The 17,931-nt window shown below is 70.0% G+C and carries 18 protein-coding genes and 1 pseudogene; 12 read left to right on the forward strand and 7 right to left on the reverse strand.

The genetic code is table 11. From position 1 onward, the window contains the following. Both QNJ12_RS18270 and hutH read left to right on the forward strand, forming a co-directional pair. A pseudogene (locus QNJ12_RS18270) lies at nucleotides 1-241 on the forward strand (hypothetical protein); the annotation flags it as partial. Beyond that, nucleotides 238-1,776 carry a histidine ammonia-lyase gene (gene hutH, locus QNJ12_RS18275; protein ID WP_367281813.1) on the forward strand — a complete coding sequence of 513 codons (1,539 nt, stop codon included), beginning with the start codon at nucleotides 238-240 and terminating at the stop codon, nucleotides 1,774-1,776. The pseudogene QNJ12_RS18270 and the gene hutH, both read left to right, overlap by 4 nt. A 243-nt stretch (nucleotides 1,777-2,019) precedes the next feature. Here hutH and QNJ12_RS18280 read toward each other — a convergent pair whose 3' ends face one another. From QNJ12_RS18280 to QNJ12_RS18295, 4 genes are all read right to left on the reverse strand, one after another. Beyond that, a complete protein-coding gene (locus QNJ12_RS18280; protein ID WP_300624804.1) occupies nucleotides 2,020-3,798 on the reverse strand; it encodes a phosphoenolpyruvate carboxykinase (GTP) in 1,779 nt (592 codons plus the stop codon). A 187-nt stretch (nucleotides 3,799-3,985) separates the two neighbouring features. Further along, nucleotides 3,986-4,216 (reverse strand): hypothetical protein, encoded by a 231-nt coding sequence (locus QNJ12_RS18285; RefSeq protein ID WP_300624806.1) that lies wholly within the window; start codon nucleotides 4,214-4,216, stop codon nucleotides 3,986-3,988. 210 nt (nucleotides 4,217-4,426) lie between these two features. Further along, nucleotides 4,427-4,618, reverse strand: coding sequence for a 50S ribosomal protein L28 (gene rpmB / locus QNJ12_RS18290; RefSeq protein WP_300624808.1), 192 nt, complete (start codon nucleotides 4,616-4,618; stop codon nucleotides 4,427-4,429). Between the two features lie 123 nt (nucleotides 4,619-4,741). After that, nucleotides 4,742-6,457 carry a DEAD/DEAH box helicase gene (locus tag QNJ12_RS18295; protein ID WP_300624810.1) on the reverse strand — a complete coding sequence of 572 codons (1,716 nt, stop codon included), beginning with the start codon at nucleotides 6,455-6,457 and terminating at the stop codon, nucleotides 4,742-4,744. 113 nt (nucleotides 6,458-6,570) lie between these two features. Here QNJ12_RS18295 and QNJ12_RS18300 point away from each other — a divergent pair, with 113 nt between their 5' ends. Both QNJ12_RS18300 and recG read left to right on the forward strand, forming a co-directional pair. Next, nucleotides 6,571-8,265, forward strand: coding sequence for a DAK2 domain-containing protein (locus tag QNJ12_RS18300; protein ID WP_300624812.1), 1,695 nt, complete (start codon nucleotides 6,571-6,573; stop codon nucleotides 8,263-8,265). 61 nt (nucleotides 8,266-8,326) lie between these two features. Beyond that, on the forward strand, nucleotides 8,327-10,456 hold the full coding sequence (recG, locus tag QNJ12_RS18305) for an ATP-dependent DNA helicase RecG (RefSeq protein ID WP_300624814.1): 2,130 nt from the start codon (nucleotides 8,327-8,329) through the stop codon (nucleotides 10,454-10,456). A 15-nt stretch (nucleotides 10,457-10,471) separates the two neighbouring features. On the opposite strand, the gene QNJ12_RS18310 is transcribed toward recG, so the two are convergent. Together QNJ12_RS18310 and QNJ12_RS18315 are read right to left on the reverse strand one after the other, a co-directional pair. Beyond that, nucleotides 10,472-11,599 carry a hypothetical protein gene (locus QNJ12_RS18310; RefSeq protein ID WP_300624816.1) on the reverse strand — a complete coding sequence of 376 codons (1,128 nt, stop codon included), beginning with the start codon at nucleotides 11,597-11,599 and terminating at the stop codon, nucleotides 10,472-10,474. A 34-nt stretch (nucleotides 11,600-11,633) separates the two neighbouring features. Further along, entirely contained in the window at nucleotides 11,634-12,617 is a 984-nt protein-coding gene (locus QNJ12_RS18315) for a hypothetical protein (protein WP_300624818.1), read from the reverse strand. A gap of 122 nt (nucleotides 12,618-12,739) precedes the next feature. Between QNJ12_RS18315 and nth the strand changes: the two genes are divergently transcribed. Beyond that, nucleotides 12,740-13,387 carry an endonuclease III gene (gene nth, locus QNJ12_RS18320; protein ID WP_300624820.1) on the forward strand — a complete coding sequence of 216 codons (648 nt, stop codon included), beginning with the start codon at nucleotides 12,740-12,742 and terminating at the stop codon, nucleotides 13,385-13,387. Nucleotides 13,388-13,493: 106 nt separating this feature from the next. After that, on the forward strand, nucleotides 13,494-13,895 hold the full coding sequence (locus QNJ12_RS18325; protein ID WP_300624822.1) for a hypothetical protein: 402 nt from the start codon (nucleotides 13,494-13,496) through the stop codon (nucleotides 13,893-13,895). Between the two features lie 13 nt (nucleotides 13,896-13,908). Here the strand turns inward: QNJ12_RS18325 and QNJ12_RS18330 are convergent, their stop codons facing one another. Next, entirely contained in the window at nucleotides 13,909-14,100 is a 192-nt protein-coding gene (locus QNJ12_RS18330) for a hypothetical protein (RefSeq protein ID WP_300624824.1), read from the reverse strand. Between the two features lie 43 nt (nucleotides 14,101-14,143). On the opposite strand from QNJ12_RS18330, the gene rsmD reads away from it, so the two are divergent. The 6 genes from rsmD to plsX form a co-directional block, all read left to right on the forward strand. Then, on the forward strand, nucleotides 14,144-14,683 hold the full coding sequence (gene rsmD / locus QNJ12_RS18335) for a 16S rRNA (guanine(966)-N(2))-methyltransferase RsmD (RefSeq protein WP_300624826.1): 540 nt from the start codon (nucleotides 14,144-14,146) through the stop codon (nucleotides 14,681-14,683). 70 nt (nucleotides 14,684-14,753) lie between these two features. After that, nucleotides 14,754-15,245 carry a pantetheine-phosphate adenylyltransferase gene (gene coaD, locus QNJ12_RS18340; protein WP_300624828.1) on the forward strand — a complete coding sequence of 164 codons (492 nt, stop codon included), beginning with the start codon at nucleotides 14,754-14,756 and terminating at the stop codon, nucleotides 15,243-15,245. A 12-nt stretch (nucleotides 15,246-15,257) separates the two neighbouring features. Next, the gene (locus QNJ12_RS18345) at nucleotides 15,258-15,908 is read left to right on the forward strand and encodes a hypothetical protein (RefSeq protein WP_300624830.1); all 651 of its coding nucleotides are present in this window, start codon (nucleotides 15,258-15,260) and stop codon (nucleotides 15,906-15,908) included. Nucleotides 15,909-15,921: 13 nt separating this feature from the next. Further along, complete coding sequence (locus QNJ12_RS18350; RefSeq protein ID WP_300624832.1) at nucleotides 15,922-16,437, forward strand: DUF177 domain-containing protein; 516 nt, start codon at nucleotides 15,922-15,924, stop codon at nucleotides 16,435-16,437. A 246-nt stretch (nucleotides 16,438-16,683) separates the two neighbouring features. Continuing rightward, entirely contained in the window at nucleotides 16,684-16,863 is a 180-nt protein-coding gene (gene rpmF / locus QNJ12_RS18355; RefSeq protein WP_300624834.1) for a 50S ribosomal protein L32, read from the forward strand. 113 nt (nucleotides 16,864-16,976) lie between these two features. Further along, nucleotides 16,977-17,931 (forward strand): phosphate acyltransferase PlsX (gene plsX / locus QNJ12_RS18360; RefSeq protein WP_300624835.1); only part of this gene is annotated, 955 nt, incomplete at its 3' end.

Here is a 17,931-nt window from a genome sequence, read left to right on the forward strand (position 1 = left end):
GCAAATTCGGACCGGCTCGATCGAGGCCGACATCTCGGCGGTCGCCCGCGGCGTCGCCGACGCCGGCACCGTCGTCGCGGCACTGTCGGTCATCGGCCCCGCCAACCGGTTCGACGAGGACGCGGAACGGGTGGCGGCGCAGGCGTTGGACGTCGCGGTCCGGCGGCTCGGCGACGAGCTCGGGTTCGTTCGGGCACCGACCGACGGACGGGACGCCGCCGGCCTCGGGGGTGGGCGTTGACGGTGCGCCTCGATGGTCCCGGCGTCACGATCGCCGACGTGGTCGCTGTCGCCCGTGAGGGTCAGCACGTCGAGCTGAGCGACACCGCGATCGAGCGGATGGCAGCGTCGAGGAACGTCGTCGAAGACCTTGCCACGGGGTCCGACGCGGTGTACGGCCTGTCGACCGGGTTCGGCGCGCTCGCCAGCGTGGCGATCCCGCCCGAGCGGCGCCACGACCTCCAGCACGCACTGATCCGATCGCACGCCGCTGGCATGGGCGAGCCGGTCGAGTCCGACGTGGTGCGAGCGATGATGCTCCTCCGGGCGCGCACGCTGGCGATGGGGTACAGCGGGGCTCGCCCGGCGGTCGCCGAGGCGATCGTCGACGCGGTCAACGCCGGCGTCGTGCCGGTGGTGCCCGAGCACGGTTCGCTCGGGGCCAGCGGCGATCTCGCGCCGCTCGCCCACGCCGCGCTGGCGCTGCTCGGTGAGGGCGAGGCGTTCCTGTACGGCGAGCGGCAACCCGCCGCCGACGCCTTGGCGGTCGCAGGACTTCGCCCACTCGCCCTGACCGAGAAGGAGGGACTCGCGCTCACGAACGGCACCGATGGGATCCTCGGCATGCTGTGCCTGGCGGTGCACGATTCGGCCGCGCTGCTCACTCACGCCGACGTGGCGGCGGCGCTGACCGTCGAGGGCGTGTTGGCGACCGATCGGGCGTTCGCCGACGACCTGGTCGCGTTGAGGCCGCAGCCCGGTCAAGCGGTCAGCGCGGCGAACATCAGGGCCTTGCTGGCCGGGTCTCCGATCATCGCCAGCCATCTCGAGGACGATCCGCGCGTCCAGGATGCTTACTCGATTCGCTGCACGCCGCAGGTGCACGGCGCCGCGCGCGACACCCTCGATCACGTGCGCGGCGTGGCCGAGCGCGAGCTCGCGGCGGCGATCGACAACCCGATGGTGCTGCCCGACGGCCGGGTCGAGTCCTGCGGGAACTTCCACGGCGCGCCGCTCGGCTTCGCCGCCGACTTCCTCGCGATCGCGCTCGCCGAGGTCGGCGCGATCGCCGAACGGCGCATCGATCGAGTGCTCGACCGCGCTCGCTCGCACGGTCTGCCGCCCTTCCTGGCCGAGGAGGCTGGCGTCGACAGCGGCGTGATGATCGGTCAGTACACCGCGGCGGCGATGTGCGCCGAGAACCGGCGTCTCGCCGCCCCGGCGAGCGTCGACTCGCTCCCGACGTCGGGCATGCAGGAGGACCACGTGTCGATGGCCTGGGGAGCGGCCCGCAAGCTCCGGAGGGTGGTCGACAACGTCCGCCGGATCGTCGCGATCGAGATCGTCGTCGGCGCGAGGGCGGTCGACCTGCGTGCGCCGCTCGAACCTGCCGTCGGCACCGGCGCCGTCGTCGACGAGCTCCGCCGTGACGTGCCGGGCCCGGGCCCCGACCGGTTCCTCGCGCCCGAGTTGGAGGCGGCCGACGCATTGCTCCGAACCGATCGCCTCGAGGGCGCCCTGCGCGCTGTCGGCGTCGGCCTGCAGGCGAGCAGTTGACCGTCGCACGACCCGACTCAGGACGTGCGCAATCGCGACCCTGCCGTGTGACTGGATGCGATCGTGCGTCTCGTGCTCATCGCTGTCGGAGCCTGCTCTGCGGCCGCGACCCTCTCCCGATACCGGACGGGTCGCGCGACGAGCCCGTACGCCTTGGGGCAGGGCATCGTGTTGGGCGGTGCCACGTTGTTGCTCGTCGCCGGACGACTCCTCTGAATCGCTCGCCGAGGTGACGGCGGCGCGTCAGGCGAGCCTGGCCTCCAGGGTGTCGACGGCGACCTGCAGCGACGCCGGGAGCTTGTCGCCGAACTGGGCGTAGTGCTCGCGGATCTGGGGAATCGCAGCGGTCCAGCCCTCGGGATCGACCGACAGGATCGCGTCGAGATCGGCATCGCTGATCTCCAGTCCGTCGACGTCGAGCGAGTGCTTCGCCGGCAGCAGGCCGATCGGTGTCTCGACCACGTCGGCGGCGCCGTCGACGCGCTCGAACACCCACTTCAGCACGCGGGAGTTCTCGCCGAACCCCGGCCAGAGGAAGCGGCCGTCGTCGTCACGGCGGAACCAGTTGACGAAGAAGATCTTCGGGAGCGCCTTCGGTTCGGTCGCCTTGCCCATCTCCAACCAGTGGGCGAAGTAGTCGGCGTAGTTGTACCCGCAGAACGGCAGCATCGCCATCGGGTCGAAGCGCAGGTTGCCGACTGCGCCCTGCTGGGCGGCCGTGGTCTCGGACGCCATGATCGAGCCGAGGAAGACGCCGTGCTCCCAGTCGAACGCTTCGGTCACGAGCGGTACGGTCGTGCGGCGGCGGCCGCCGAACATGATCGCCGAGATCGGAACGCCGGCCGGGTCCTCCCACTCGTCGGCGATCGACGGGCACTGTGATGCCGGGGCGGTGAAGCGAGCGTTGGGGTGGGCGGCGGGCTTCTCCGACTCGGGCGTCCACCGGTTGCCGCGCCAATCGGTCGCGTGCGAGGGAGGCTCGTCGGTCATCTCCTCCCACCAGACGTCACCGTCGGTGAGCGCCGTGTTGGTGTAGATGCTGTTGCCCCACAGGGTCTCCATCGCGTTGTGGTTCGTGGCGTGGCTGGTGCCGGGCGCCACGCCGAAGAAGCCGGCCTCGGGGTTGATCGCGTAGAGCCGGCCGTCGTCGCCGAACTTCATCCAGCAGATGTCGTCGCCGATCGTCTCGGCCGTCCAGCCCGGGATCGTCGGCACCAGCATCGCCAGGTTCGTCTTGCCGCACGCCGACGGGAATGCGGCGGCGATGTACTTCGACTCGCCCTCGGGGTTGGTGAGCTTGAGGATCAGCATGTGCTCGGCGAGCCAGCCGTCGTCGCGGGCCATCACCGATGCGATGCGCAGCGCGAAGCACTTCTTCCCGAGCAGCGCGTTGCCGCCGTAGCCCGATCCGTACGACCAGATCTCGCGCGTCTCGGGGAAGTGGACGATGTACTTGTTGTCGGCGTCGCACGGCCACGGCACGTCGGCCTGGCCCTTCTCGAGTGGTGCGCCGACCGAGTGCACGCAGGGCACCCACTCGTCGTCGCCGAGCGCGTCCAGGGCTCCTTGACCCATGCGGGTCATGATCCGCATGTTGGTCGCCACGTAGGCCGAATCGCTGAGCTCGACGCCGATGTGGGCGATCGGCGACCCGAGCGGGCCCATCGAGAACGGGATCACGTACATCGTGCGACCGCGCATGCAGCCGCGGTAGAGCTCGGTCATCTCGGCCCGCATGTCGGCCGGCTCGCGCCAGTTGTTGTTCGGTCCGGCCTGCTCCTCGGTCTCGGAGCAGATGAACGTGCGGTCCTCGACCCGCGCCACGTCGGCGGGGTCGGAGTGCGCCCAGTAGCTGTTCGGCCGCTTCGCCTCGCTGAGCTTGGTGAACGTGCCGGATGCCACGAGCTCCTGGCAGAGGCGGTCGTACTCCTCGGCCGATCCGTCGCACCAGTACACATCGTCGGGCTCCATCAGCGCGGCCCACTGGGAGACCCACTTCTGGAGACGGGTGTTCGTCGTCATTCCGGCCATTGCTCGTGCCCCTTTGCGCGAAGACTGGTGTCGTCAGTTTGACCGATCGGCGGCGTCGCGGACAGGGGCCGCGGGCCCTCGCGCGGCCGACTTGTGACGATGTGAACCATCTCGAAAACAGATGGCGGCCAGCGCGTTAACGCTGAAAGCGTTTACAGCGCGGGATCGACGCCGCGGCTCAGTGGTCGTGCGAGCCGGGCGTTCCCATGTCGATCTCGGAGCCCAGACGCAGGTGCGTCGCGCGGCCGGCATCGTCGAGATCGAAGACGACCCGCTGGCCTTGGCGAACCATGCGGAACAGCGACCCCTCGAGCGCATCGTGCGCGAGGTCGTAGTCGGCCAGGTCGGTGTCGCACATGACGACCCCGTCCCCGGTCACCGGATCGTACGCCTTCACCACACCCTGCATGGGGCCGAGACTACCGGTCAGGACCACCGAGACACCGCAGCCTCTGGGTGGAGTAGACGTCGATCGCGTCCACCGACGTGCGTGCAACCAGCGATCAGTTGGCCCACTGAGCGAGGATCAGATCGCAGGGCGGCAAGGCGCGGGAGGGCGACGTTGCCTTCGGGCAACGAGCCCGAGCCGCCACGCAGCCGCCGTGTGATCTGGCCTCGCTCAGGAGGCTTTGGTGATCTTGTTGGCCTTGATGCAGCTCGTGCAGACGTTCATGCGCTTGGCGGCGCCGTTCACCGAGGCGCGGACCCGCTGGATGTTCGGGTTCCAGCGACGCTTGGTGCGACGGTGCGAGTGCGACACCGACATGCCCCACGACGGGCCCTTGCCACACACTTCACACTTCGATGCCATCTGACTACTCCTGCGAGACCTGGAGCGCGCTCGCCGCTCCACACGGCCAAGAAAGGCTAGCAGTGGATTCGGGAACAACCTCCGCCGCCCCGATGGGCGACGCAGCGCCCGCGGCCAGGGTTGCTACTGCTCGTAGCGGCGGATCCTGGCCGCCTTGCCGCGGATCGACGAGTCGGTCATCACCCGCACGACGTGGTCGACCGACCGCTCGGGGACGCCGACAACCGAGTACGTGTCGGCGATCCGGATCGGACCGATCTCGCGTCCGCTGAGGCCCGACTCGTTGGCGATCGCCCCCACGAGGTCACCCGGGCGCACGCCGCCGCGTCGGCCGAGTCCGACGTACACGTAGCCGGTCGGCTCGGCGTTGTCGCGTTCGCGCTCGCGGAGCGATCCGGGCTTGCCGCTGCGGCCGCGTGGACCCTTCTTCGGCCGATCTCCCCGCTGGCGGTCGAAACGGCGCGCGTCGGGGATCTCCAGGTCGTCGTCGGCCCCGGCGGCATCGTGCACGAGCTTCAACGCCGCGAGGGCGATCTGCTTGGCGTCGTGGTCGCCCCGCTCGGAGAGCGTCGCCAGGACCGGTGCGAGCTCGGCGAGATCGTCGCTCTCGAGCGCATCGGTCACGGCTGCGACGGTCGCCTCGCGGCGGCGTGCCCGCAGGTCGGCGACCGTGGGCACCGACTCGATGCTGATCTGCTGGCGGGTCAGTCGCTCGATGTTGCCGAGCAACCGTTGTTCACGCGGTTCGGCGAGCGTGATCGCGATGCCCTCGCGCCCTGCGCGCCCGACCCGGCCGATGCGGTGCACGTAGCTCTCGGGCGCCGACGGCACGTCGTAGTTGACGACGTGGGTGAGCGTGTCGACGTCGAGCCCGCGCGCCGCAACATCGGTCGCCAGCAACAGCTCGGCCGTTCCATCGCGGAGGCGTGCCATCACCCGGTCGCGCTGCTGCTGATCCATGCCGCCGTGCAAGGCCTCGGCCCGGTAGCCGCGCCCGTTCATCGTCACCGTGAGCTGGTCGACCTCGCCGCGCGTGCGGCAGAAGACCAGCGTTGCCCGCGGGGACTCGATGTCGAGGATCCTGCCGAGCGCGGCGGCCTTGTGCGCGCGCTGCACCACGTACGCCCGCTGGCGGATCAGCTCGGTGCCCGGCTCGCTGGCGCCGGACCCGATCTCGATGTGGATCGGGTCCCGCTGGTGGCGGCGTGCGATCGCTGTGATGCGGGGTGGCATCGTGGCCGAGAAGAGCACGGTCTGGCGATGCTCGGGCGTCGCCTCGAGGATCGCCTCGAGATCGTCGGCGAACCCCATGTCGAGCATCTCGTCGGCCTCGTCGAGCACGACGATCCGAACGTCGTCGAGCGGCAGCGACCCACGGCCGATGTGGTCGACCGCACGTCCCGGCGTCGCGACCACGACGTGCACACCCCGATCGAGCTGCTCCAGCTGCCGGTAGATCGGCTGGCCGCCGTAGATCGGCACGACCCTCGCGCCGAGGTGGCGCCCGTACTTGAAGATCGCCTCGCTGACCTGGACGGCGAGCTCGCGGGTCGGCACCAGCACCAGCGCGCTGGGAGCGGTGGTGCGTCCTCCCTTCGTGTCGAGGTGCTCGAGCACCGGCAGCGCGAACGCCGCGGTCTTGCCGGTGCCGGTGGCAGCCCGACCGACCAGGTCTCGACCGGCGAGGATGTGCGGGATCGTCTCGCGCTGGATCGGCGTCGGCTCCTCGTAGCCGAGGTCGGCCAGGGCGCCGAGCAGCTCGGCTCGCAGCCCGAGCGCCACGAATCCGTCGGGGGACGCATCGTCGCCGTCTGGCGGCACGTCGTCGATTGTCGTCATCGCTTGCTGCTCTCGCTCGAACGGACGTGCCACCCTACGGCCGCCCGGCGCCGGCCCACCGCCCTCCGAGCACATACGTCGTTGCGGAGCGTCGGTGCTGACACAATGGTTCGGTGCCCACGCTCGAACGGTTGGACGTACACGCGCTCCGCGACGTCATCACCACCTACCGCGACACCGTTCGCGATCATGCCGGCGGTCTGAACCGGCTCAACGTCTATCCGGTGCCCGACGGGGACACCGGGACCAACATGGCCCGCACGCTCGACGCCGTCGTCGCGGAGATGGACGCCGCGGATTCCGACGACCTCGACGCGACGTGCGATGCGATCAGTCACGGCTCGCTCATGGGCGCACGCGGCAACAGTGGCGTGATCCTCAGCCAGATCCTCCGTGGCCTCGCGTCCACCCTGAAGGCGCAGGCGGAGGGATCCGGTCGCAAGGTGGCCGATGCGCTCTCGGCGGCATCGGCCGGTGCCTATCAGGCCGTGCTGAAGCCGATCGAGGGCACGATCCTCACGGTCGTCCGCGAGAGTGCCGAAGCGGCGAGCACGGCCTCTGGCAACGAAGCGTCGCTCGTCGACGTGCTGCGCGCCGCCCGCAGGGCCGGCAAGGAGGCGCTCGACAACACGCCCGAGCTGCTGCCGGTGCTCAAGGACGCCGGGGTGGTCGATGCCGGCGGAGCGGGTTACCTGCTGTTCCTCGACTCGGCGCTCCACGTCGTCGACGGCGACCCGCTCCCCGAACCCGACGCCGAGGACGACTACGCCCACGGACTCACCGAGGAGCAGTTCGAGGCGGTCGCCCACCGCACGTCGGGCGTCGAGGGTGAGCTCGACGTCAGCGAGCAGCGCTACGAGGTCATGTACTTCGTCGAGATCGCCGACGAGCAGATCGAGGAGTTCAAGCACCGGTGGGGCGAGATCGGCGACTCGATCGTCGTGGTCGGCGGCGACGGACTGTGGAACACCCACGTCCACACCAACGACATCGGTGCCGCCATCGAGGTGGCACTCGAGCTCGGTGGCCGGCCGGCCCAGATCCGGGTGACCGACCTGTTCGAGGAGATCGACGAGGAGCACGAGCGGCGCGAGGCCGAGATGGCCAGCCACCACGTGCCGACCCGCGCCGGGGCCGGTCTGCCACCGGTCACGACCGCCGTCGTCGCCGTCTGCAGCGGCGACGGCATCTCCGACCTCTTCGCCGACCTCGGCGTGCAGGGAATCGTGTCCGGCGGCCAGACCCTCAACCCGTCGACGGCCGAACTGCTCGACACGGTCGAGCACGTGAACGCCGACCAGGTCGTGATCCTGCCCAACAACAAGAACATCATCCCGGTCGCCGAGCAGGTCGACGAGCTCACCACGAAGTCGGTCGTCGTCGTACCGACCCGCACGATGCCCGAGGCGCTGGCGGCGCTGGTCGTGTACGACCCCGAGGCCGGCGCGGCCGAGAACGCCGGCGAGATGCGCGAAGGGATCGAGGCGGTGCAGACCGGCGAGGTCACGCAGGCGGTGCGCGACTCGAACACCGAGGTCGGCCCGGTCACCGAGGGCGACTGGATGGGCATCGTCAAGGGCGACGGCATCGTCGCCGTCGACGACACGGTGCTGGGCGTCGCGACCAAGCTGCTGTCGCAGCTGCTCGATGACGAGGGTGAGCTGCTGACGATCATCACCGGCGTCGACGCCGACGCCGCGACGACCGCCGCGATCCAGGGGTGGCTCGCCGACGACCATGCCGACGTCCAGGTCGAGGTGCATCCGGGCGGTCAACCGCTCTACCCGTATCTCTTCGGCGTCGAATGACGAGGCGTTCCGCTCGGGCCGCCGTGACGACGAGCGCGCACCGCCCGACGGCGTCGGCGCCATGAGCGGACGGCCGCCGATCACGCTGCGTGACCTCGCCGCGATCGACGTCGGCCAGCTGAGGGGGGTCGGCGAGAAGAAGCGGGCCTCGTTGGCGGCGTTCGACATCCACGACGTGCTCGACCTGGTCACGACGTACCCTCGCCGGTGGGTCGACCGCACGAACGAGGCCCGGATCGCCGACCTCGTGCCCGGGCAGGAGGCGCTCGTCCTGGTGACCGTCCGCTCGGTGACGAAGCGGGTCACCCGCAACCGCCGCACGATGGTCAACGTCAACGTCGGTGACGGGTCGGGGCGCATGCAGGTGGTGTTCTTCAACCAGCCCTGGCGCGAGCGGCAGCTCAAGGAGGGGCTCCAGATCGCGTTGTTCGGCAAGGCCGACACGTACCGGGGCGGCCTCCAGATGGCCAATCCGGTCGTCGACCTGATCGGCGATCGCACCGGCAAGATCGTGCCGATCTACCCGCAGAGCGAGAAGGCCCAGCTCAACACGTGGGAGCTCGCCGCGTGGGTCGAGGAGGCGCTGCGTCGATGTCGCGAGCGAGGGATCGCCGATCCGGTACCCGAGCGGGTCCGCGACCGGCTCGGTCTCGTCGACCGGGCCAGCGCCCTCTGGTCGATCCACGGCCCCGACACGATGCGCGAGAAGGATGCGGCGCGCCGCCGGCTCGCGTTCGACGAGCTGCTGCGGGTCCAGCTCGTGCTGGTGATGCGCAAGCGCGAGCTCGAGCGCACCTCCAAGGGACTCGAACACGTCATCGGCGGCGAGCTGGTCCAGCGGTTCCACGATGCGCTGCCGTATCCGTTGACCGGAGCGCAGCAGCGGGCGATCGGCGAGATCCAGGCCGACCTCGCCGGCCCGAACCCGATGCACCGGCTGCTCCAGGGCGACGTCGGCGCCGGCAAGACCGTCGTCGCGGTGACGACGCTCCTCGACGCCGTACAGGGCGGCCACCAGGGCGCGCTCATGGCGCCGACCGAGGTGCTCGCCGAACAGCACGCAGCCGGGGTGCGTGCCCTGCTGGGCGATCTCGAGGTGCCCGACCCCGGGAACCTCTTCGGTGATCGACCGCTGCGGGTCGAGCTGCTCACGAACCGTGTGACCGGCTCGGAACGCAAGGCGGTGCTCGCCGGACTCGCCGACGGTGCCGTCGACATCGTGATCGGCACGCATGCGCTCATCCAGGAGGGCGTCGAATTCAACAGCCTCGGTGCCGTCGTCGTCGACGAGCAGCACCGCTTCGGCGTCGAGCAGCGGGCGGCCCTGCGCGACAAGTCGCTGGCACACGTCCCCGATCTGCTGGTCATGACGGCGACGCCGATCCCGCGCACGGCCGCGATGACCGTGTACGGCGACCTCGATGTGAGCGTGCTCGACGAGCTGCCGCCGGGCCGGACGCCGATCGTCACGAAGTGGGCGAACGGCCCGCTCCTCGAGGTCGAGGTGTGGGGCGACGTCCGCGCCCAGATCGCCGAAGGCCGCCAGGCCTACGTCGTGTGCCCGCTGATCGAGGAGAGCGAGAAGCTCGAAGTGGCGTCGGCGGAGGAGACCTACCAGCGGCTCGCCGCCGGCGAGCTGGCGGGACTCCGGCTCGGGCTGCTCCACGGCCGGCTCACGCCGGCCGAGAAGCAGATGACGATGGACCTGTTCCGAGCCGGTCAGCTTGACGTCCTCGTGGCGACCACGGTGATCGAGGTCGGCGTCGACGTGCCCAACGCGACCGTGATGGTGATCCTCGACGCCGACCGGTTCGGCATCGCCCAGTTGCACCAGCTACGCGGCCGGGTCGGCCGCGGCGCCCACGAGTCGACGTGCTGGCTGGTCACCCAGGAGCACGAGGGCGGCAACGCCCGCGTCGAGGCGCTGGTGGCCTCGACCGACGGGTTCGAGCTCGCCGAGGTCGACCTCGAGCTGCGCGGCGAGGGCACGCTGATGTCGACCAGCCAGAAGGGCCGCAGCGACCTCAAACTGGCGTCCCTGCGGCGCGATCGCGGGCTGGTCGCACGCGCTCGCGAGGCGGCGTTCGAGATCGTCGACGCCGACCCCGACCTGGCCGCCCACCCGGTGCTGCTCGACGAGCTCGACCTGCTGTTCACCGAGGAGGACGAGGGCTTCCTCGCGAAGAGCTGAGTGACGTGCGGGGCGCTACGGCGTCACCTCGTATTCGACGATCACGCCGTGGAGCTCGAGCACGTCGCCGTAGTCGGCCCAGTTGCTGGCGGGCACGACGACGCGAGCGACGTACATCCACGTGTCGTTGTCGACCAGCTGCGGACCCCTGCTCAGGATGGTGTTGTCGGTGAGCTTGGTGGGTGTCGGCTGGTGCCCCGACAGCAGGTCGAACATCTTCGTGTAGCCGCCGTCGTAGTGGAGCCCGTACAGCGCGATGTTGAGGTTGCGTGACGGGGTGTCGAACAGCGAGCTGTCCTTCACCCAGGCGTAGAACGCGGTGATCTTCGCCCCGTCCGGCAGGTGGACGGGCGCGTAGAAGTCGTCCTCGGTGCTGAACGTGCCCGTCGCGTACAGCTGGCCGACCGAGCCGATCTCGTACCCGGTCTTGTGCGAGTAGCGGGGCTGGAACGCAGCCGGCGGGATCGACAGGTGCCGGGTCTCGGTCGCATGGAGCGCGTCGATCTGCGTCTTCGTGTAGTAGCGGCCGTCGTGGTCGTGAGCGTCGAGCAGATCGTCGACCTCGGACTCCCGGTAGTAGTCGTCGTCGTGGTCGTGGGCGGCGAGCATGTCGTCGACCTCGGACTCCCGGTAGTAGTGGTCGTCGTGGTGGTGGTCGGCGTAGTAGCCGACCACGTCGGCGAGGACGTGGACGTCGCCCTGCAGGTTGTAGATGTCGAACTCACCGCCGTTCGACAGGTCGGTGGTGACGGCGTTCGGGGTCGGTGGCTGGCCCGGTGACGGGTTGAGGCTCGATGCGTCAGGTCTCGTCTCGCCGGTTGCCCAGACGGTGAGGAACGTCGGCAGCGTGGCGTCGACCGCGGTCATGTTGAGCGACAGCGCGACTGCGTCGTTCGGGATCGAGCACTCGCCGGCGGTGCCGTGCGCGCTCACCGTGTGCGTCTCGGCGGTGCCGAGTGGTGTGCTGCGCGGCCCGACCTGGAAGTCGGGGCGGGTGTCGATGATGCGACACGGGGTGATCGGCACGTAGACGGTGCGTTCACCCGACTCGACGGTAGCCGAGACGAGCCCGACGCCGCCGCCTCCCAGGGTGATCGCGACCGCTGCGCCGATCGCGGCCCAACGAGTCCGGAGCAGTGACATGGTGGCCTCCTTGCTTGCCCGGTTGCGCTGCGGGCTACGGGATCACGTACGTGAGCGAGACCTCGACGCCGTAGACCCTGATCTCGTCGCTGGTGCAGATGCCGACGACGTAGTCGTAGTCCTCGAGCACCGTCGCCGGCCCGCTCGCCGTGAGCACCAGGTCCGCGCTCTCGAGACCGTTCGTGGACGCAGCGACCGTCGTCTCGCCGACGATCGGTGGGAGGACCGACCCGATGAGCGGGCCGGACGTCGCACGTGTCGCGGCCAGCGAGACGCCGACCGTCGCGCCCGGGACGGGCGCCGTGTAGACGATCGACATGCCGGTGACGTCGAGGCCCACGGGCAGCTCGAACCGGCCGGTGAGGCACTCGGCGGCCACGGACGGGCCGTGCTCCCAGCCGAAGGTCCACTGCGAGCCACGTTCGCTGGGACGCAGCTCGTGCGGGCTGAGCCGCACTCGGAGCGGCCTCGCGTCGACGAACCGCTCGTTGGCCTCGGCCTTCGTGTAGTGGATGTCGTCGTGGCCGTGGTGGGCGTAGTAGCCGACGACGTCGGCGAGCACGTGAACGGTGCCCTGCAGGTTGTAGACGTGAAACTTGCCACCGGCCGACAGGTCGGTGGTCACCGCGTTCGGGACCGGCGGCTCGCCAGGGTGCGGGTTGAGGCTCGACGCGTTCGGCATCGTCTCGCCCGTCGCCCAGATGGTGAGGAACGTCGGCAGCGTGGCGCCGACGGCGGTGACGTTCATCGAGAGCGCCGTCGCCTCGGTCGGGATCATGCACTCGCCGTACGAGCCGCGGGCCGTGACGGTGTGCGTCTCGGCCGGCCCGAGCGGCGAGGACTTCGGCCCGACCTGGAACTCGGGGCGTGTGTCGATGATGCGGCACGGGGTGATCGGCACGTAGACGGTGCGTTCGCCGGAGTCGACCGTGGCGCCGACGAGTCCGACGCCGCCGCCTCCGAGTGTGATCGCGACCGCTGCACCGATCGCTGCCCAACGAGTTCGTAGCAGTGACATCGCACCACCTCCCGCTCGACCTGATTCCAGTGTGAGCGCCGCACCCGTCTCTCGCAAGCGTCCTCCGTCACAGCGATGCGGTGGGGCGTCGCACGCCGGCTCGCCGGGTAGCGTCCGGCGGGGTGAAGCGACAGGACAAGGCGGACCGGATCGGCGAGATCCTCGATCAGCTCTACCCGACGCCGCCGATCCCGCTCGACCACACCGACCCCTACACGCTGCTCGTCTCGGTCGCGCTGTCGGCGCAGACGACGGACAAGAAGGTCAACGAGGTGACACCGGCGCTCTTCGCCGTCGCCGACACGCCCGCGAAGATGGCCGCGCTCGACCCCGAACGGATCCTCGAGCTGATCCGCGAGATCGGCCTGGCGCCGACCAAGGCCAAGAACCTGTGGCTCGCGGCGAACCAGATCATCGATGCCGGGGGCGAGCTCGTGCCCGACTTCGACTTCCTCGAGTCGCTGGCCGGGGTCGGCCACAAGACCGCGAGTGTCGTGATGGCGCAGGCCTTCGGGGTGCCGGCGTTCCCGGTCGACACACACATCCACCGGCTGGCCGACCGGTGGGGGCTCTCGAACGGGACGAACGTCGACCGCACCGAACGCGACCTCAAGGCGGTCTTCCCGCGCGACACCTGGAACCGCCGCCACCTGCAGATCATCTACTTCGGCCGCGAGTACTGCCCGGCGCGTGGTCACGACCTCGCGGCGTGCCAGATCTGTGGCTGGGCCGCCACGAAGAAGCGCATCCGAGAGGAGTCGGGTCGGTAGCTCGCCGGAGCCTCGGAATGGAGCGGCCGGCGACGCGGTTCCCTAGGCGATGGATCCGTCGAGTGCTGCGGGCGCGCCAGATGACGCGAACGGGAGCTCTCCCGACGTGCTGCCCGACGGCCCGGTCGGTGTCTCGACACCGATCCGGCTCCGGACGTTCGCAGTCTGGTTCGCCGGGATCGCGGCCGTGGTCGGCCTGGCCGGCGTCGCGATCCGGGCGGCCGGCGCACCGAGCGACGATCGCGCCGGGCCCGACGAGGTCCGGCTCGCACAGATGCAGTCGATCGACGCGCTCGCTGCCGACCGTGACTGCTTGGCGATTCGTGCGCAGACCAACGAGGTGGTCCGCGACATCGGGATCCCCGGCACCGAGCAGCACTCCCGCAACGTGCTGATCATCCAGTACGCCGACGATGCGTTGCAGCGCCTCGGCTGCCAGTTCTCGACGTCGATCGAGTCCGGCGTCATCGGTCCGTTCGCCGGCAGCTCCCGTACCGCCCGTTTCTGACTCGCGAACGGCGTCAGACGTCGGGGCGGTCGCCGGCGGCCCGGTCGTCGTCCTCGAGCACGAGATCCCACCGGTCGAGGCAGTCCTCGCAGCGATACGCCACGACATCGCCCGTCAGCCACGTCCCGTCCTCGCGGGGCGGCGTCAGCAGGAACGAGCGACCGCCGCAGTCGATGCACGTGATCTGCGGGTCGGGCTCCAACACGGGTCCAGTATGCCGCCGGCTCGCTCGGCCATAGCCTGAGCCGATGCGTGTGGTTGCGGGAGAGCTGGGCGGTCGCCTGTTCGAGGCGCCACCCGGCCTCGACACCCGTCCGACCACGGACAAGGTGCGCGAGGCGGTGTTCAACGCGCTCGGCAGCCTCGACCTCGTTCGCGACGCCGCCGTCGCCGACCTGTTCGCCGGCAGCGGCGCGCTCGGGATCGAGGCGCTGTCGCGAGGCGCCGCGCACTGCACGTTCGTCGAACGCGACCGCCGGGCGCTGCGCACGATCCGCGAGAACCTGCGGCAACTGGACCTGGCCGACCGGAGCCGAGTCGTGGCAGGAGACGCCGCGGTGTTGGTCGGCGGGCTCGACGTCGACATCGTCTTCGTCGACCCGCCGTACGAGTTCGATGCCTGGCCCGAGCTGCTGCGTTCGACCCGCGCACCGTTCGTGGTCGCCGAGGCCGGCCGCTCCCTCGATCGCGTGGACGGTGTCGCCGAGCTCGACGCCTGGGAGATCACCCGCACCAAGCGCTACGGGCGGACGTGGGTGACGTTCCTCGAGCGGACCGGCAACACCTAGTGCCGCGTCCACACAGTGCCCGGAGGGGTCAACGAACTCGTCCTTGGGCCCAAGTAGCGTGGCCCTACCCATGGCAACGGTGCTGATACCCGGCAGCTTCGATCCGCTCCACCTCGGTCACATCGACGTCGTCGATCAGGCGGTGGAGCTGTTCGGCGACGTCGTCGTCGGCGTGCTCGTCAACTTCGACAAGCCGAGCGGCATGTTCACGCCCGACGAGCGGGTCGAGCTCGCGGAAGCGAGCCTTCCCGGGCGGCCGACGGTCACGGTGCGGACGTTCGGCGGGCTCGCCGTGCAGGCTGCGGCCGACGTCGGTGCCGACTTCATGGTGAAGGGTCTGCGCACCCCCCAGGACTTCGACATCGAGCAGCAGATGGCGCACACCAACCATTCGGTGACCGGCATCCGCACCGTGTTCGTGCCGTGCCGATCGGATGCGGGCTTCATCTCGAGCCGCTTCATCCGCGAGATCGCCTCGTACGGGGGCGACGTCAGCCACCTCGTGGCCCCACCCGTTGCCGCCGTACTCGCCGATAGATTTGCCGAGCCCCCGAACAGCTGAGCGATGACACACATGACCTACGACGACCGATACGACGACCGGTACGCCGACGACGGCCACCCCGACGACGGCGACGGTCACGACCACTACGCCGAGATCGACGACCACTATCCCGACGCGGAGTCGCAGCAGGGCTACGTCGGCGACGCCGAGACCTGGCTGCGGCGCGCGATCGACATCGTCGCCAACGCCCCGACGATGCCGCTGTCGTCGACGCCGCGCATCGATCGTGACGAGGTCGTCGAGCTGCTCGACCGGGCGCTCGCCAGCATGCCCGACGAGCTGCGGCAGGCGCGCTGGATGCTGAAGGAGCGGCAGGACTTCGTCAACAAGACCCGCCGTGAGGCGAACGAGATGCTCGAGGCGGCCAGGGTGCAGGCCGAGCGCATGGTGCAGCGGACCGAGGTCGTGCGTGCCGCCGAGGCGCGTGCGCGGCAGGTGGTCGACACGGCCGAGTCCGACTCGCGGCGCCTGAAGCTCGAGACCGAGGACTTCCTCGATCAACGGCTGGCGAGCTTCGAGATCCTGCTCGACAAGCTCGGCAAGACGGTCGCCGCCGGCCGCCAGAAGCTCTCGATCGGCGATGCCGGCCACCATCTCGCCCACGTCGAGGACGACGTGGACGACGACCCGACCGGCGGGTTCTTCGACCAGGACCGCTGACCACACGCGCTCCGTGCCCACGAACCCGCTCTACCTGCTGCGCGTCAACGCCAGGGAGCTGCTCCGACAGCCCGGTACCGACCGGTCGATCACCGTCGAGCTGGCGCCGGGCGATCTCGGCATCGACGACGCGCGGATCACCGGCGACATCGCCGTCGACCTGGTCGCGACCTCGAACATCGACGGCATCGTCGTCTCGGGTGAGGTCGCGATGCCCTGGCGGGCACCCTGCCGGCGCTGCCTGACCGACGTTCGGGGCACGGCGGGGGTCGAGGTCGACGAGCTCTACCAGGACGACGTGAGCGACGAGGACGCCTACGCGATCGAGGGTGATCAGATCGACCTCGCGCCGGCGGTCCGTGAGTACGTGCTGCTCGAACTGCCCGACGACCCGCTCTGCCGCGATGACTGCGCCGGCATCTGCCCGGTTTGCGGCATCGACCGCAACACCGCGTCGTGCGAGTGCGACACGTCGGTGCGAGACGAGCGCTGGGCTGCGCTCGACGACCTCCGCCTCGACGATTCCTGATCGGGCTCCGGCTCGCGGTCGAGCCGCTCGGCTTCGCCTGGCCGTGCTCGCTGCCGCCGGTGCGCTTCGGCGCTCGCCCGCTTGGTCCGTGCGAGAAGGTCGGGTGGCTGTGCCCGAGGTGCCGGGGTCGGTGTCGCCCTCAGTTGGTGCGACACGTCCGTTCTCGGCGGTGGCGGCGATAACCTGGCGCAGCCTGTTCGTGCGGTGTGCATGCAGGTACGCCTGATCGAGTGTTGGAGACCCATCGTGGCCGTTCCGAAGAAGAAGAAGTCGAAGATGAAGAGCCGCAGCCACCGCGCTGCGGCCTGGAAGCTCAACGCTCCCGCGCGCAGCACGTGCCCGCGTTGCGGCAATGCGAAGACTCCCCACACGGTGTGCCCGCACTGCGGCACGTACAAGGGCCGTGTCGTCATCGACGTCGGCTGAGATGTCGGGCTCCGCCGACCGGCCCAGCCGGGTCTCTCCGCCTTCCGCGCTCGCCGCCTCCGCTTCGGCATCCCTGGCGCACCAGTCTCGACGTTCGCCCCGGTGAACGCCTGATGTTGCCCATTGCGGTCGACGCCATGGGCGGCGACCACGCCCCGCGGGCGATCGTCGCCGGTGCCCGCACTGCGGCAGCCGCCGGCACTCCCGTCGTGCTTGTCGGGCCGCCCGATCTCGGTGACCACGTCGACGTCGGCGACCTTCCCCTGATCGAGGCTGGTGAGGTCATCGAGATGCACGAGGACGGCGGCAAGGCCGTTCGCCGCAAGAAGGACTCGACGCTGGTCCGCGCCGCAGAGGCGGTTCGCGACGGGCACGCATCGGCCATGATCTCGGCCGGCAACACCGGCGCCACCATGGCCTCCGCGCTGTTGCGCATGGGCCGGGTCAAGGGTGTCAATCGGCCGGCCATCGCGACGATCATCCCCGTGCCCGGCGGCGAGCCGACGGTGCTGCTCGACGCAGGCGCCAACGTCGACGTCCAGCCCGACTGGCTGGTGCAGTTCGCCCAGATGGGTTCGATCTTCTCCCGCCACCGGTTCGGCATCGCGTCGCCCACGGTCGGTCTGCTGTCGATCGGCGAGGAGCCCGGGAAGGGTGACTCGCTGCGCAAGGAGACCTACCCGCTCCTCCTCGAGGCGGCCGAGACGAGTGACCTGAACTTCGTCGGCAACGTCGAGGGCCGCGACGTGATGGCCAACACGGCCGACGTGATCGTGGCCGACGGCTTCACCGGCAACGTCGTGCTCAAGACGCTCGAAGGTGGGATGAAGGCGGTGATCGGCGCACTGCTCGAGGCGTTCGCCGACCCGGCGGTCAAGGAGCACGCCGACGCGCTGATGCCCGCCCTCCTCCCGCTCTACGCCGAGCTCAGCCCCGACACGTACGGCGGTGCCGTGTTGCTCGGCGTCGACGGCGTCTGCATCATCGCCCACGGTTCCTCCAGCGCCGAGGCGATCCGCAACGGCATCGGCGTGGCCCGCGACATGGTCGACGCCGACATGGTCGGCG

It is taken from the genome of Ilumatobacter sp. (assembly GCF_030065885.1).
Taxonomy (GTDB): Bacteria; Actinomycetota; Acidimicrobiia; order Acidimicrobiales; family Ilumatobacteraceae; genus Ilumatobacter.

What these genes read in the sequence shown, in the direction of transcription:
- rpmB (WP_300624808.1), bottom strand. Translation starts at nt 4,618, where the DNA reads ATGGCATCGAAGTGTGAAGTGTGTGGCAAGGGCCCGTCGTGGGGCATG.
- recG (WP_300624814.1), top strand. Translation starts at nt 8,327, where the DNA reads ATGAGCGGACGGCCGCCGATCACGCTGCGTGACCTCGCCGCGATCGAC.
- coaD (WP_300624828.1), top strand. Translation starts at nt 14,754, where the DNA reads ATGGCAACGGTGCTGATACCCGGCAGCTTCGATCCGCTCCACCTCGGT.
- rsmD (WP_300624826.1), top strand. Translation starts at nt 14,144, where the DNA reads ATGCGTGTGGTTGCGGGAGAGCTGGGCGGTCGCCTGTTCGAGGCGCCA.
- QNJ12_RS18280 (WP_300624804.1), bottom strand. Translation starts at nt 3,798, where the DNA reads ATGACGACGAACACCCGTCTCCAGAAGTGGGTCTCCCAGTGGGCCGCG.
- QNJ12_RS18315 (WP_300624818.1), bottom strand. Translation starts at nt 12,617, where the DNA reads ATGTCACTGCTACGAACTCGTTGGGCAGCGATCGGTGCAGCGGTCGCG.
- QNJ12_RS18295 (WP_300624810.1), bottom strand. Translation starts at nt 6,457, where the DNA reads ATGACGACAATCGACGACGTGCCGCCAGACGGCGACGATGCGTCCCCC.
- QNJ12_RS18310 (WP_300624816.1), bottom strand. Translation starts at nt 11,599, where the DNA reads ATGTCACTGCTCCGGACTCGTTGGGCCGCGATCGGCGCAGCGGTCGCG.
- QNJ12_RS18345 (WP_300624830.1), top strand. Translation starts at nt 15,258, where the DNA reads ATGACCTACGACGACCGATACGACGACCGGTACGCCGACGACGGCCAC.
- QNJ12_RS18285 (WP_300624806.1), bottom strand. Translation starts at nt 4,216, where the DNA reads ATGCAGGGTGTGGTGAAGGCGTACGATCCGGTGACCGGGGACGGGGTC.